The 15179-nt window shown below is 39.4% G+C and carries 17 protein-coding genes; 13 read left to right on the plus strand and 4 right to left on the minus strand.

Annotated elements, in window-relative coordinates; translation table 11 throughout:
* Window positions 1-89 precede the first annotated feature (89 nt).
* The gene (locus AAEY78_RS10090; protein WP_352339218.1) at window positions 90-1439 is read left to right on the plus strand and encodes an XdhC family protein; all 1350 of its coding nucleotides are present in this window, start codon (window positions 90-92) and stop codon (window positions 1437-1439) included.
* Window positions 1432-2163, plus strand: a complete 732-nt coding sequence (locus tag AAEY78_RS10095; protein WP_352339219.1) for a nucleotidyltransferase family protein — start codon at window positions 1432-1434, stop codon at window positions 2161-2163. Before AAEY78_RS10090 ends, AAEY78_RS10095 begins: the two co-directional genes overlap by 8 nt.
* 255 nt (window positions 2164-2418) lie before the next feature.
* Here AAEY78_RS10095 and AAEY78_RS10100 read toward each other — a convergent pair whose 3' ends face one another.
* Both AAEY78_RS10100 and AAEY78_RS10105 read right to left on the minus strand, forming a co-directional pair.
* The gene (locus AAEY78_RS10100) at window positions 2419-2808 is read right to left on the minus strand and encodes a hypothetical protein (RefSeq protein WP_352339220.1); all 390 of its coding nucleotides are present in this window, start codon (window positions 2806-2808) and stop codon (window positions 2419-2421) included.
* 275 nt (window positions 2809-3083) lie between these two features.
* Window positions 3084-3593, minus strand: coding sequence for a hypothetical protein (locus AAEY78_RS10105; RefSeq protein ID WP_352339221.1), 510 nt, complete (start codon window positions 3591-3593; stop codon window positions 3084-3086).
* A 153-nt stretch (window positions 3594-3746) separates the two neighbouring features.
* Between AAEY78_RS10105 and AAEY78_RS10110 the strand changes: the two genes are divergently transcribed.
* Both AAEY78_RS10110 and AAEY78_RS10115 read left to right on the plus strand, forming a co-directional pair.
* The gene (locus AAEY78_RS10110; protein ID WP_352339222.1) at window positions 3747-5051 is read left to right on the plus strand and encodes a serpin family protein; all 1305 of its coding nucleotides are present in this window, start codon (window positions 3747-3749) and stop codon (window positions 5049-5051) included.
* Window positions 5052-5077: 26 nt separating this feature from the next.
* On the plus strand, window positions 5078-6292 hold the full coding sequence (locus tag AAEY78_RS10115; RefSeq protein WP_352339223.1) for an SEL1-like repeat protein: 1215 nt from the start codon (window positions 5078-5080) through the stop codon (window positions 6290-6292).
* 96 nt (window positions 6293-6388) lie between these two features.
* On the opposite strand, the gene AAEY78_RS10120 is transcribed toward AAEY78_RS10115, so the two are convergent.
* Entirely contained in the window at window positions 6389-7681 is a 1293-nt protein-coding gene (locus AAEY78_RS10120) for an ATP-binding protein (protein WP_352339224.1), read from the minus strand.
* A gap of 211 nt (window positions 7682-7892) precedes the next feature.
* Between AAEY78_RS10120 and AAEY78_RS10125 the strand changes: the two genes are divergently transcribed.
* From AAEY78_RS10125 to AAEY78_RS10165, 9 genes are all read left to right on the plus strand, one after another.
* The gene (locus AAEY78_RS10125; RefSeq protein WP_352339225.1) at window positions 7893-8390 is read left to right on the plus strand and encodes a GNAT family N-acetyltransferase; all 498 of its coding nucleotides are present in this window, start codon (window positions 7893-7895) and stop codon (window positions 8388-8390) included.
* 34 nt (window positions 8391-8424) lie between these two features.
* On the plus strand, window positions 8425-8598 hold the full coding sequence (locus tag AAEY78_RS10130) for a hypothetical protein (protein WP_352339226.1): 174 nt from the start codon (window positions 8425-8427) through the stop codon (window positions 8596-8598).
* A 655-nt stretch (window positions 8599-9253) separates the two neighbouring features.
* A complete protein-coding gene (locus tag AAEY78_RS10135) occupies window positions 9254-10645 on the plus strand; it encodes a serpin family protein (protein WP_352339227.1) in 1392 nt (463 codons plus the stop codon).
* A 48-nt stretch (window positions 10646-10693) separates the two neighbouring features.
* Complete coding sequence (locus AAEY78_RS10140; protein WP_352339228.1) at window positions 10694-11164, plus strand: DUF4825 domain-containing protein; 471 nt, start codon at window positions 10694-10696, stop codon at window positions 11162-11164.
* 87 nt (window positions 11165-11251) lie between these two features.
* A complete protein-coding gene (locus AAEY78_RS10145; protein ID WP_352339229.1) occupies window positions 11252-12598 on the plus strand; it encodes a serpin family protein in 1347 nt (448 codons plus the stop codon).
* 26 nt (window positions 12599-12624) lie between these two features.
* Window positions 12625-13131 (plus strand): hypothetical protein, encoded by a 507-nt coding sequence (locus tag AAEY78_RS10150; protein WP_352339230.1) that lies wholly within the window; start codon window positions 12625-12627, stop codon window positions 13129-13131.
* Window positions 13132-13233: 102 nt separating this feature from the next.
* Window positions 13234-13842, plus strand: a complete 609-nt coding sequence (locus tag AAEY78_RS10155; protein WP_352339231.1) for a hypothetical protein — start codon at window positions 13234-13236, stop codon at window positions 13840-13842.
* Window positions 13843-13901: 59 nt separating this feature from the next.
* On the plus strand, window positions 13902-14219 hold the full coding sequence (locus AAEY78_RS10160; RefSeq protein ID WP_352339232.1) for a hypothetical protein: 318 nt from the start codon (window positions 13902-13904) through the stop codon (window positions 14217-14219).
* 209 nt (window positions 14220-14428) lie between these two features.
* Window positions 14429-14620: a hypothetical protein gene (locus AAEY78_RS10165; protein ID WP_062536352.1), complete on the plus strand. Its 192-nt coding sequence runs from the start codon at window positions 14429-14431 to the stop codon at window positions 14618-14620.
* A gap of 5 nt (window positions 14621-14625) precedes the next feature.
* Here the strand turns inward: AAEY78_RS10165 and AAEY78_RS10170 are convergent, their stop codons facing one another.
* Window positions 14626-14850 carry a hypothetical protein gene (locus tag AAEY78_RS10170; protein WP_352339233.1) on the minus strand — a complete coding sequence of 75 codons (225 nt, stop codon included), beginning with the start codon at window positions 14848-14850 and terminating at the stop codon, window positions 14626-14628.
* Window positions 14851-15179: the final 329 nt, after the last annotated feature.

Below are 15179 nucleotides of genomic sequence, written 5' to 3' on the forward strand. Positions count from 1 at the left end.
CAAATACTGTTTTGCTTAAAGGAACCCGATTAAACAGCGGGTTTTTTAGCTTATTCTATTAGCTTATTGCTAAGTCTATAAGGAACGTGATGAATCAAACTGCTGATATCCTTGACCTTGCTGAACAAGCGATACAAAAAAACATCGATGCCGTATTAGCCACTGTGGTTCGTACAGAGGGTTCGGCGTACCGGCAATCAGGTGCGATGATGCTGATCTGCGCTGACGGGCGTTCGGTGGGAATGATTAGTGGTGGCTGCCTTGAGCCGCATATTATCAAACGTGCATTTTGGTTGACTCGCCATGGCGCGAGCGTTCAGATATACCAAACAGGGGATGATATTGGATATCTTAACAATGGCGATCCTAATTCAACTGTTGTAGAAGAAGGTACTGCTGTCAAAGATAAAGATATGTCTGAAGAAGATCTTTTAGAAGGTGAGCTCAATTTTGGCTTGGGTTGTAATGGACGAGTACATGTATTGTTTGAGCGTTTAGCGTCAGCAATGCCACTACTCGATCTAATCCGTCAGGTTCGTAATACGGAGCAGCCAGTAACCATTGCCACTCTTGTTAGGTCTGATGGTCCTAAAATTAAAGAGACAGAGATGCAAGTTGGTACCCGTATTTATTTGAATCAGTATTTAAAAACTGGAAGTCTCGCCGATGTATATTTGAACCGTAATATGGCAGGCGACTCGAATAGTTTTATAGATGATATGTTCTTAAATGCCATTAAAAAACTATCAAAGTATAAGTTTCATGAAAAAAATACTGAATACATTGAGCTAATGGACGATTTAGAATTACAAGCTACAGGTGATCGGCAGCCTGAGGCTGAGTGGTTATTTCAGCGCATTTGCCCCCAAAATCGATTACTCATTTGCGGGGCAGGCAACGATGTTATACCGCTGGTGACAATGGCAAAGCTCCAAGATTGGCATGTCACAGTCATAGACAGTCGTCCACAATATGCAACACGTTTGCGCTTTAGCCAAGCAGACTCAGTACTGTGTTTAGCCTTAGATGATACTGAAACATTGCTCAAGCTTAGTGCTGGCGCCGCCGTTGCTGTAATGTCTCATAGTCTGGCCCAAGACCGCGCTCGACTAGCCGTACTACTAGAGCATTCTGCCCGCTATCGTTATCTTGGACAACTGGGACCTCGCTATCGCACTGAGCGTTTAATCAAAGAGATTAGTCAGACAAGTGCTAACCCGCACATTTTAGCGGATGGTATTCGTAAACTGCATTATCCTATCGGCTATAAATTGGGTGGGGATGGACCTGAAGCATTGGCACTCAGTATCATCGCACAAATGAGCGCGGTGATTCATGGGCACAAGTCGAAAACATTACTTTCAAATAGCCAATATAATCTGGACGCCTCAGAGCAAACAGGCTTCAACAACTATAAAAATGATTACGCCCATGACTAGCGATGTTTATACTCATAATTCTATTTTACCGACTAAAACGCCATTGTATAACGTCATAGAAAATAATGAAAAAGATCATGCTGTTATTGTTTTAGCCAGTGGACTAAGCGAGCGTCTTGGTCAATCTAAGCAGCTGCTTAGCAAGCATGGCGAACCTCTCATCAGTTATATGATAAAAACGGCATTAGCCACAAAGCCTCTTGCCGTTATCGTTGTCATACCGCAAGGACAACCAGCAATTGCTGATGCGATCAATGGGTTAGTCCGGCAAAATACCACAATCTATTCCGTGGTCAATTTGTTACCTGAAACTGGTATGGCACATAGCTTGTCTCTTAGCATTGACACTTTAATTAACTTGAAGATCTCGTTGATTAATCGGGTGTTAATCATGGGAGTCGATCAGGTATTATTAGATAGTGAGCATTTAACAGAATTGCTAGCGGCCAAAAGCACAGTGGTCGCTAGTAGTTATCAATGTGTAGGTAAAACGTATTCTACTGATACAGGTAAGAGCGATATCATCGGTCTTCCGATAGTCATTAATGTTAAGCGTCTTAAACAGTGGCAACCATCATTGATAGGGGATAAAGGTCTGCGCCATTTGATTAGAGCCTTACCTCCCAATCAGCTAAGTACTGTTATCAACCATCAACTTAGCTATGATATCGATACTCCTAATCAGCTTCTTTATGCCAGACAGCAGAACTGGTTTGGTTCTTAGTCATTTATAAAAAATAATAAAGCAAAGTAGCTAACTTAGAACTATGTGTTACTTGAATACAATTAGGGATATCACCAAAAGATAGAGAAGGGTTTTATAATGCAATACAACAACGCGTTCCTGCATTAAAGATTGATGGTAATGATGGCTTGATAAAGAATTAGCCAACAGTTCGATGCGTTTAAAAAACATCGAACAGCAAGAGTTAAATATAACTTTGATAAAAAATGAGGAGCATAGGTGAGGGTTTACTATTTATAATAGGCCGCTATACATGGTATGCAATTCAATAGCGCTTAGCTTTTCGCGTAGTGCGCTCATTTGCAATTCGCAGTTCTTGTAATACTCTACTTTATGTTTCTCTGTTTCCTCTAAGCTTTTTTGATAAGTAAAATCATCCCATAGGGTTAGACAGTTTGTAATTAACTTGAGATCATTTACTGACAGATCCTCATACTTACCCAAATCATGTGTCTTGATTTTTGAACGTAATTCAAAGAGTCCTAGATTACTGTCTTGATGATATTTTTTGATGAGTTCATCCGTGGATCCCACGCTACTCTTGTCGTTTTCTTTCATGGCAATCCTTAGACTATTATCAATCAGACTCCGTTCATACATTGTCAAATCAAGATGGTCGTTCATTCATTCTCCTCGCTCTTAGATTTAAGGAGTTTTTTCATTACGAAATGAGAAAACCCGTCATACTGATAAAGTAGCGATATTAGCACAATTCTTGCTGATTGCTTCTTGGTTAGAGTGAATAAATCATCATTTATATCAATGAATTATACTTCTGATTCTCCAGTAGACACTTGAAGTGAGTATTTGAATTTTTCATACATGGCAAAACACTTTAACTGCCTAGCTTGTGTACACCATACTTTCTTAACCAGTGATGTTTTAAGCAGATTTTCCTGCTAGTCAAATTTAGTACCAAATAATATTGAATGACGTTTGAGGCACGAGGGCTTCGCTTTTGATATGAAAATATCTTGTACTTTTGGGAACTGACTGTCTAAAGCAACACCATTTGAACGAATAATATTGCCTATTAAAAATCCTCTGTCATAGATATAGACAATGCCTTTATTTTTATCCCAATAGGTCACCCCTTCAGGCAATATAGGCGTAGAAAACACGCCATCACTTGACTCTATTAGCAAACAACCCTCTATTACGACCAATCGTCCACCGATCCCCATATCTAACTGGGGTTCCTTGGGATCAAAAGGGTATGTAAATATATCCGCATGTTTAGCTGTTGATGTATTCGAGATATCCTCTATTTCAGTCTTCAGGACTTTATTCTCACTAGCGGTCTGATTCATCGTATTTTTTGAAGGTGTCATGCAACCTGATATTAAGATTGCTACAAATACGATTAAGTATTTTTTAAGCTTATAGCTGTCCTTATATACTGTATTCATCTGAAATATCATCCTTAAATTTGTTAGCATATGTTTACTAAATAAGGCCAAACCCTTGTATATAATCAGGACATTATTCGAATTATAAGAGGGTAAAACGCCGTGAAAAATCATAACCAATACATTTATAAAAAGCTAATAATGAAGCTCAGCATGGGTACGCTTGCTTTAGGCAGTTTACTGGCAATCGCTGGTTGTAATAACAGCTTGATTGATAATCAACCGATAAAACAGACAGATAGCAAACCCATAGTCAGCAAGACTGAGAGCCTTTCGACCCCAAAGACTGATAAGAATTATACGGCTGCTGACGACTCTGCTTCAACATCTGAAGGTGTCAAACAAGTGGTTAATGCCAATAATCAATTCGCTATTGATCTATATCAGCAGATAAGTAAGCAACCTGCACAAGCAGAGAACAACGTGTTTTTCTCGCCCTACAGCTTGTCTACGGCAATGGCCATGCTCTATGCCGCAGTAGAGGGAGAAACCAAAGAGCAGATTCAAAAGACTTTTTATTATCCGACGCCAGCTATCCTTAATCCCAATAGTGCCGCGCTCTACAATCAATTTAACAAGCCTAATCCAAACTATGATTTAAGTACGGTTAATGACTTATGGATGCGTCAAGGCTTGAGCCCCAATCAAAATTATTTGGATACCGTAAAACGCTACTATGGTGGTCAAGTCACCAATCTTGATTTTGCGAGCCGTCCCGAGCCATCACGCCAGGCTATCAATAAGACTATTTCTAATCATACCAAGCAGATGATTCCTGAACTACTGCCAGAAGGGAGTATCAAGTCATCTACCGCTGCTGTACTAACGAATGCGGTTTATTTTAAAAGCGAATGGGCACAGCCTCTAGGCCTACGAGGTAGCACTCAACCTTTTTATAACCTCAATGGCACAACCACTGATACGAATTTTATGTATAGCATAGAAAGCTTTGATTACATGGAAGATGAGCGAGTACAAGTGGTAGAACTGCCTTACAAAGGCGATGAACTATCGATGCTAGTTGTCTTACCAAAGTCAAAAGAAGCAGCTGCCATGCAAAAGCTGATTGCAAACTTGAGTACCGCTCAGATTAATAAATGGACTGAGCGATTAGAGAGCAAAGAGATTTTTTTGAATATGCCCAAGTTCAAGTTAGAGCAGATCTATAAGATGGAATCTATTTTGACTGAGATGGGCATGCCAATAGCTTTTAGTAATAAAGCTGATTTTAGCTTGTTTAATGACAAGTTACCTTTAGCAGTAGATTCAGTTATTCATAAAGCGGTGGTTGAGGTTGATGAAAAAGGAACGGTTGCAGCAGCTGCAACTAGCATCGTTATAACGCCTATTTCAGCTTCATACAACGCTGAGTTTACAGCCGATCACCCGTTTATGTTTATGATTAAAGACAATAAAACCGATGCCATATTGTTCTTAGGTCAGGTGAATAAACTATAGCAATGTGTATTTTGGAGCGATTTAATATGCAAAGATTCAAACAGAATTTAATGAGGAATATAACAATCTCGGTATTATCGTTCGGGCTGTCTGTATCCGCTATAGCAGCTGATTATATAGCAGAAGAAGCAACTGAACAGCTAGAAGACAACTATACTCAGCAACAGCTTACCAAGCTATATTTAGAGAATTTAGACTTGCCCGAAGATAGCAGGAAACCGTATGAATGGTTTGCCATTCGAGGATATGCTCCTGCTCAATTCATGCTGGGTTTCCAAGCTTATGATCCTATAAACAAGATCAAATGGTATCAGATAGCTGCTGATAACGGGCATACCTCTGCAATAGCCAATCTTGCCTATATCTATTATGCGGGTAAGTATGGCGTACCTCAGGATTACGCCAAGGCTTTTAAATTATATAAGACCTTAGCCGATACTGATGACATGCAGGCTCAGTATCAACTTGGAGAGATGTACTATCATGGTGCAGGTACGCCTCAAAGCTACAGTCAGGCTTTTACCTATTATCAGAAGGCCGCTGATAATGAAAAAATGGATGCTCAATACACAAAAATGTATGCTGAGTATAGCTTGGGGCTTATGTATTATGGCGGTTTAGGTGTTGCCCAAGATTATAAAAAGGCCTTTCATATCTTTGAAAATCTTGCTGCTCAAGGTGATACTGATGCTGAGTATAACTTGGGAGTCATGTATGATCGCGGCTTAGGGGTTACTCAGGATAAGATCAAAGCAAAAGAATGGTTTGAGATAGCGGCTAGTCGGGAGAGTTATACCGGTCTTGGAAAGACAAATGCCGAATACCGTCTAGGGAAAATGTACTTTGAGGGAATAGGTGTTGCCCAAGACTATGATGCAGCCTTAAGCTGGTTCAAAAAAGCGGCGAGTAATAGTTACTTCTTGGGTCGTGGAGAGATGAGTAAAGGGCATTTACTGACCCAATATCAGTTGGGTGATATGTATTATGATGGGATTGGCGTCACTCAGGATTATACTCAAGCCTTTAGATGGTATGAACAAGCGGCCAGAAATAGATACCGTAATACGGTTGATGGGTCATGGAGCAAGGGTAGTGAACGCGCTCAGTATCTTATAGCGCTGATGTATTATAAGGGCTTGGGTGTCAACAAAGACAAAGCCATGGCAAAAGAGTGGTTAGAGGTATCTTGCGATAACGACTACCAAGCAAGCTGTGATTATCTTCAGAAAATATCCAAATAAGGGGTTTAGTTTTTAAAGGTGATGGGTTTTAGGTTATTGAGATAACATCGGTGTACTCTACCGTATCCCTATAAAGCCGATTAAGCGCTTTTTAACTCAATGCCTAACATCCATTACCAGTCTTGCTTGGGCAAGATCATCAAGATACTGATCTATGATTTGAGTATTTTCTCTATCCAAATGTGCATCCCATTCATCAAGCATGACAATCCTACTTTGGTCGTCCTCTCTAATTTCTTGAATTTGCTTGATGAGTTGTTGTCCTGTTGAACCTCTATGGGCTTTGTCTGTTTTGTAATTGAAATACAAATTGTGCTTGGCAGGTAAATAGTAAGCCTGTTCTTGGTAGTGGTCTTTGAGCTTAAGCAACATACAAGATTTACCAACGCCATTATTACCAACCAACGTTACTCTACCTTGCTTGGGCAGTTGTGTTGAATCAAAAATTTCCCCTGTTTGCTGCACACGTATTTGGTTTGCCTGAATGTAGGTATCTAAGTCAACAGTGGTAGGTTTTAAGACCTCTAAGATGCCATCTAGCATCGTTTTAATGACACCAATACTTGTATGGTAACCAATCAAGGCGTAGCACATTTGCAATAGCTGAATTTGTCTTGGCAGCGTGGCGATTAGCACCGCCATCGTCGCCGCATCATTCCAGTTTTTATTAAAAATAAAAGCAGTGACCACAAAGACAGGCAGCATCAGTATAATCATGCCTAAGCTTGAATTGATATGCTGGATGGATGTGGATTTAACGCTATTATGCTTGGCTGTTACAAAGCTTTTTTTAACCATATTGTTATAAAGCGTGTAATTATGCTTGTTGGCAATAACGACATTATCCCAACTGTCAAAAAGTTTAGCGGCTAAATTCAGGCGTGATTGCTGGTCTGTTTTAGCAGCCATTTTTAGGGTGTGTCGTCTGAAATGCACAAATATTGAGGCAAAAATAATACCTACTGCATAACCAAGCAGTAAGGTGCCATCTAAAAACCAAGCGATGACCAACACATTAAATAAGACATTGAGTACCAAAGCTGAAATATCAAAAATACTATCAATGACCGTCTCAAGGGTGTAATTACTTTCCTGAGCGAGTGTTGTCGTTGCTGTAGTCTGCAATTCATCGCTGGATAATAAATGGGTCTTACCTAAAAAAACATTATGAAAATTATCATTGTACAGCTTATGAGCATCGCATTTAGCGCGTTCTGTATTGGTGACACAAAAATACGCAGGCACATAGACTGCTACTAAAGACACTGCAAATAGCACCATATACAAAATTGAGATAGTGTTCTCGGTCAGACTTTGAGCAAGTCGAGCAATAAAGTATGTCGATGAAGCCACAATAACTTGCTGAATCAGTAAAAATAGCAGTGCCATACGTAGATGCTTGTTTAGTATGAGCTTATAAATCAAGTTTATTCACATCCTTTAAGATCAAAACACAATAACTCAGCAAGTAACGACTTCTTACTGGTGTCAACTCTGCTGACATATAAGGCTCTTACTATATTTTAGAGCTTTTTTCGATATCAGCCATAAATGAGGCAGACTTATTGCTATCAGTAAAAAATCACTTATGGAGTGCAGCATGTTTTTTATACGTAAGGCCAACCAAAATGATATCTCAGATATTGCTCATATACATTTCACAAGTTGGCATGCTACCTATGCAGACCTTTTGCCTGAAGCCTATCGTGATAAAGAGAATAACTTATCTCAAAAGGTAGCGATGTGGGGAAAAATAATCCTTAGCTCTGGTGTGAGCACATGGATAGCCTACGATGCTGAAAATAATAATGTCGGGTTTATTTCTTACTTCACGAAAGATCATGAGTGTGAGATAACGACCCTCTATATCCTGCCTCAATATCAAAATTTGGGGCTTGGCACCAAGCTAACGAATTCAGCAATAGATGATATTTCTCAGCACAATAGATGTATTAGCTTGTCCTTATGGGTGCTAAAAACCAATCTGACTGCGATTAGCTTCTATGAAAAAATTGGTTTTAAATCTGACGGTAAGCATAGTGAAGAGCCATACGAGGATACCAAAATAATCGATATTAGGATGGTGAAATCACTCTGATATCTATTATTTTAAGGAAAAAAGGAGTTTCAAAATGAAAAAATATATCTTACCTGCTTTTACTATAATTTGTGTGGCGTTGTTTTGGTATCTTTTATTTATTCAAAAAATTAATCAATACAATTATGCTGTAGTTAATACCTTGGCAATTATTCTATTTGCTATAACCTTGTTTAATACAAGAAAAAATACTAAAAACAAGAAATAGAATGGGTGTATTCAAGTGCAATTACTCGTTAAGCTTTGCGAGTGCTCAATCTCTAATGATCTGTATTAAATCATGATTTATCAGCTATACAATCATTTAACTGTCTGCTGTGTAGAGCATTTTTATCTTATAGTAAATGTATATCGTTCTTTATCGTATGAAGCGGCATAGGGCACTGCACTTCTAGAATAGGTCTTCTTATTCTGATCAGTATAGTCAATAGATATTGAATCTTCATGGCTTGTGTATTGGATAGCATAGCGATAGGAGGAGTTAGGCGGCAAATCCCCGATTAAGTCCACTCTCTTGGAGCTGGTATACTTGACGCGTACGTCAGATATGAGATAAGGGCTTTCGTTATTTATGATAATTTTGCCTTTATCCTTCTCAAAATATGAGCACGATATTAAAAGCATACTCATCAATCCTATTAGAACATTCTTATTGAAAACCATATTTCTCTCACTTTTACGATTGACCAATACCACTGCTACTTCATTAGAAATCATGCAAAATCAGTAATGTAGTTATCCGCTAATTATTTTTAGGCACTCTTAAGTTCAGTACAGCTTACTTACCAAACTGCACTAAACGATTGTATAGAGATGATACTAGAATGGCATCATCCTAACTCTACATTATTAGTGAAGCAGATATGAAGAATAATCAGTATTGTTATCTTAAAAAAGCACATGGTAACCGTATCATAAGTGCATTGGCTATCAGTAGTCTATTATTTGTGGTCAGTGGCTGTGACAGTACTATGAAAGATTCTAAGTCTAACGACAGTGTAGCCAATACCGCATCAACTACAGGCAAATTATCCTTACCAGATAAGACTAAAAATGATTCTGATTATAAGGCTGTTAGCAAAGATGGCTTTATTGCTGCTGATGATTCTGCTTCAACACCAGACGGCATCGAAAAAGTTACTACCGCCAACAACCAGTTGGCCATTGCTATGTACCAGCAGATAAATGGTCAACTTAATCAAGCAGATAAAAACGTGTTTTTCTCGCCATATAGCCTATCTACGGCGATGGCCATGTTGTATGCCGCAGCGGAAGGGGAAACAAAGCAGCAAATTCAGAAGACCTTTTACTACGCCTCAATGGATATTCTAAACCCCAATAGCGCTGCGCTCTACAATCAATTCAATAAACCCAATCCTGACTATAAGCTCGCCACGGTCAATGACTTATGGATGCAGCAAGGGCTAACGCCTACTAAATCCTACGTAGATACGGTACAACGCTATTACGGCGGTCAAGTGACCAACCTTAATTTTGAAGGCAGTCCTGATCTTTCGCGCCTCATCATTAATAAAAAAATTGCTCAGCATACCAATCAATTGATTCCCGAACTGCTGCCAAAGGGTAGCATCAAACCCATTACGGTTGCCGTATTAACCAACGCGGTTTATTTTAAGGGCGATTGGCAAGTACCTTTTGAGGTTCAAAGTACCACTGAGCAGCTTTTTTATAATCATACGGGCACAAGTCCTAAAGTCAAAATGATGCAGCTACAGTCGTATTTTAGCTATAGCGAGGACAAGCAGGTGCAGGTCGTGCAATTGCCTTACAAGGGCGACGACTTGTCTATGCTGGTGGTATTACCAAAATCAAAAGACAAAGCCGCCATGCAGCAGCTGGTGCGTGATTTAAGCGCTGATAAAATTAAGCAATGGAGTAAAGACTTAGTAGGACAAGAAGTAAACGTTCATTTGCCAAAGTTCAGGCTTGAAGCAGGTTATAAGATGAAATACCTACTCACGAATATGGGAATGCCAAGGGCTTTTCAAAACGGTGCTGGGTTTAACTTATTTGATAATAGCCCGCCGGTATATGTTGATGACGTTTATCATAAAGCAGTGGTTATCGTGGATGAGAAAGGAACCGAAGCGGCAGCAGCGACAGCTATTGTTGTCGATTCTGAATCTGCATCTGCTCCACCACCTATGTTCAAAGCCGATCATCCATTTATATTTTTGATTAAAGACAATAAAACCGATGCGATATTGTTTTTGGGTCAAGTGAATAAGCCTTAAAAAAGCGAATTATGGCAATAAGAATTAAACGACCGTTGATGAGACATTATGAAAAAAATGCTTAAATTATTATCGTGTTCACTGTTAGTGATTTCCGTCGCCAGTGGATGTAATACGAAGACCACTGAAGAAGATGTGTTTCAATACAAGAATGCCTATGTTGGTGATAATAGTGAAGTCATCAATATTGTAAATCGCTCTATGCAATCAGATAACTTCAGGGGGCTCGAGCTTAAAACAAAAGAGACACCCTATGGGATCATCTTAAATTATGATGGGTCAGACTCAGAAAAGAATGATAAAAGAACCGTGATATATAACGCCACTTACTTATTTGCGTTGATTCAAAATGCAGAGTGGATAACGTTTAATTTTGATCATCAAGAATATAAGATAACAAAGGACGCTCTAATAGAGTGGTACGGGGAAGATTTCAGCACATTCCAAAGTGAAGAGGAGCTAAAAACGTTAATACAAAAGAGATGGGATGATGAATACAAAGTAAATCAGTTATTTTAAAACAGCCAGACATATATCTGTTCAGCTCCCTATACAGCAGCCGAAAGAGTGCCATCCTTTTAATTATAATTTATTGTTGAGCCTGATATGCAAAATGACCCAATTCGCTGCTTTAGATATGCAGCCCATAATCGTGTTATCAGCGTCTTAGCTGTTACTACCTTAGTATTAATGGCCGCTGGCTGTGACAGTAATATAAGAAATAATAGAACGGGTGCTGTAACAGATACCATTCCTCATAATCAGCCAACTATTAACCATCTAGCGCCTCCAATTGAGGTAAAGGCTTTGACCCCAACACCAGAGGGTATTGCTGAAGTCGTCACTGCCAACAATCAATTCGCCATTGACATGTATCAGCAGATAAACGGCAAGTCTGAGCAAGTAGATAAAAATGTATTTTTCTCACCGTATAGCTTGTCTACTGCGATGGCCATGCTATATGCCGCAGCCGAAGGGGAAACGAAAGCGCAAATTCAGAAGACGTTTCATTATCCAGCACCAGCTATCCTAAACCCTAATAGTGCCGCACTTTATAACCAATTTAATACACCCAATCCCGACTACAAGCTTGCTACGGTCAATGACTTATGGATGCAACAAGGGTTAACACCCACTAAATCTTACATAGACACCGTGCAACGTTATTACAGCGGCCAAGTGACCGCTCTTGATTTTGAAGGCAGTCCTGATCCCGCGCGTCAGACCATTAATAAAAAAATTGCTGAGAAAACCAAGCAGTTAATTCCTGAATTATTACCCAAGGGTAGCATTAAATCTGATACTGCCGTGGTGCTAACCAATGCCATCTATTTTAAGGGGGATTGGACCCTGCCTTTTACGGCTGAAAGCACCAGTGCCCAGCCTTTTTATAATGCTATCGGCAGAGCCTCTACCGTCCAGATGATGCGGCAACAGTCTTATTTTGACTATTATGAGGACAAACATATACAGGTCGTGCAATTACCCTATAAAGGCGATGACCTATCTATGCTCGTAGTATTACCGAAATTAAATCATAAACTTGCTATGCAGCAGTTAGCTAAGAGTTTAAGTGCAACTAAGATTAAGCAATGGCGTTCAGGCTTAGTAAGACAAGAGGTGAACCTTCATCTGCCAAAGTTTAAGTTAGATGCGCGTTATCAGATGAAAACATTGCTCGCTGATATGGGTATGCCAAGAGCGTTTAATAATGGGGCTGAATTTAACTTATATGCTGATGGCCCACCGATAAAGCTCGATGAGGTTTATCATCAAGCAGTAGTCACCGTCGATGAAAAAGGGACGGAAGCGGCGGCAGCGACGGCTATTGTAGGTATGTATACTGGCATGTCTTATCCTGCCGAATTTAAAGCCGATCATCCATTTATGTTTGTAATTAAAGACAATAAAACCGATGCGATATTGTTTTTAGGGCAAGTGAATAAGCCTTAGCGATATTTATTTTGGAGTGATTAAAGATGCAGCGTTTTCACTTGAATACCTTAAGTTGCTCGGCTGTTGTGATGACTTTATTGTTTTCAGGCTGTGCCGCTAAAAACGAGCCTTTAGATAAATCACTTCAGGAAAAAGAAAAAGTGTTGACTGAAGCTATTGAGGAGAAAATAGAGATCTTAGAATACAATCCTCCGGTATATGAAAGCTCAATAGATGACGGTACTTTCATAACAGACGGTACGCTTCTGATTAAAGATAACTGTCTGGTTGTTCAACATGATATAAAGTTCTTCGGCGAAAGGAGTCGAGAAAGTGCACTGGTATTTCCAAAGAATACTACTCGCTTTTCTAACAATGTTTTTTTGCGTCAAAATAATTCATATGGTGTCCTTTTATACCAAAGTAGCCAATTTAGAGAATATAAAATAGGTGAAGGTTATAGGTTTCCCGGCCTCGCCAGTACCATTGACGATGAACGTATTAAACCTCAACCTAAATGCCAATTAGATAACGTATGGTTTGTGACCTAAAAGTGGAATGTTATGGATAAGGAAAAACATTAAATGCGTTTTTTATATCGCATATCTATTTTGATCATACTACTTTTGTCCATGCGAACTGTATGGGCTTGTATGCCGCATTCAGATGACGATGCATTTATTGCTCGTTTGCAATCATCGCAGCCCACGCTACTGGATAATCAGCAAAAAGGTTTTGACTTGCAATTTAGCAATCCACGCTTCATCTTTCGCACCCTTAAAATGTGGTTTTTCTATTCCAAACCTGAGCAATGGCAAACTCATTCTGACTTCAAAAGTATTCAGCCCAATGACTTAATTATTGGTTTGGCTTATAACCAAGATGGCGGGAAACCAGCAGACTATACGGTAGTATCACTGGCAACATTAGACTGTAAAGACGACAAATTAATAATTGGCAAACCTTTAGTGCCTTTTTTAGCATGGAACCGAGAAAACGGCAGTTGCCGCCATGATAGCCACGATGGTATTGGCATACTAGATGGATTTATAGGAGAGGCTCAGGAATATTATTTACAGCAGCTGCAAGCCAAATATCCTACTTGCGATAAGCTGAACGCGGCGTTCCCTAGCGATGCTAATAAAAATAAGTTGAGCAATAGCACTGAGTCAGCCAGTACGCATAGTGCATCCAAACAAGACAGCCACCCTCAAACATCATTTTGGGAAAAGGTTAAGTTTTGGTTTGGGCAGTGGATATAACGCCCCTGTATTTAATGACAAACTGTGGAAACGTAAGCTATATAAAATAAGGAGTTGCAATGAATGCTTTATATAAAGTGACAGGCTTAATGATACTTGGGTTAAGTTTGATGTCTTGTGATGCGCTATATAGTACGAGTACGACTAAGAGCACAGCAGCGGACACTCATCTTAAGAAAGCCACAAGCGCATTAGACAAATCACTTGCCGCAACAGATATGAGCGACAGTGATTTCAATAAGTTGACCCAGGCCATACAACCAAACTTTTCAAATAAGCCGCTGCCACAATCTGACTTAACGTTGGCAGATAAGAATAAACGCTCTGATTGTGGTTTTGATATGCGCGTGGCTGATAAAGCAAAGCAGCTGACTTAAAGGGATCTGTTAATCTAATACCATTGCTGATATCAACATTCATTTTTTATATGTTACTTACTTACTGATCTGCTCAAACGGGTGCGCCTCCCAAGTAGGGGATTGGAATTTAGCTGTAGGCTAATTAAATAAATGATTAAGATTGTTGAGACAGTCTCAGCATACCTCGTTAAGTACCTACCTTAAACGATTATAGAGAGATGATAACTATGATTATCCAAAATGAATGGGGCACTGAAGAAAAAAGTATCGCTCAAATTATTGAGGAGTTGAATACTTTTGAAGATCAAGAATTGATGGTTATGGTCTCAAGCGACGGCGGGAAGACGTTGAGACCGGTTAAGCTACTTGGCAAAGAATTTGATAAAGACAATAAAGCTTATTGCACCCTGTTTATTTAAGTGTTTTAACCCTCAGTAAGCCAATCTCTTATGAGACGCTCAATAAGCGGTAGAGATTCATCTTGATGCCTATAATAAATATTAAGCACCTCAACACTGCCTGACTCTTCATCGCCAAAGCTAATGAGCCAGTAATCTATAAGGCCCTTCTTACTTGGATCATAAGTAAGTTTGATGGCTTTATCATTAGTTGGATTAATGAAGCTGACATTGTCATCAGTATCTAGCAATGTACCGTCCGCCCCATGTTTATTAAAGTAGCTCTCCCAGCTGTCGGTTCCGACTGTCTTTTTTATAGATTCTCACATTGCTAATGAATTAAGAGGTTTCATGACCTGCTCTGATTTGAAGGGTTAATGCTGGTTTTCTGACTATAAAAAGAAGAGCGCGTTTAAAACAAATATTCTAGTAAGAAAGCATTGCGGAAACTACTGTTGAATATACCGTACAAGAATATAAAAGTTGAGAACACCCACATAATCGAGACCATCCCGAATTCTGTGTAACTGCCATTTAGATTAAATGCCTGCTGATACGGTCATCAAACATAATCATAAAG

The organism is Psychrobacter sp. 16-MNA-CIBAN-0192 (assembly GCF_040309565.1).
In the GTDB taxonomy this organism is placed as follows: domain Bacteria; phylum Pseudomonadota; class Gammaproteobacteria; order Pseudomonadales; family Moraxellaceae; genus Psychrobacter.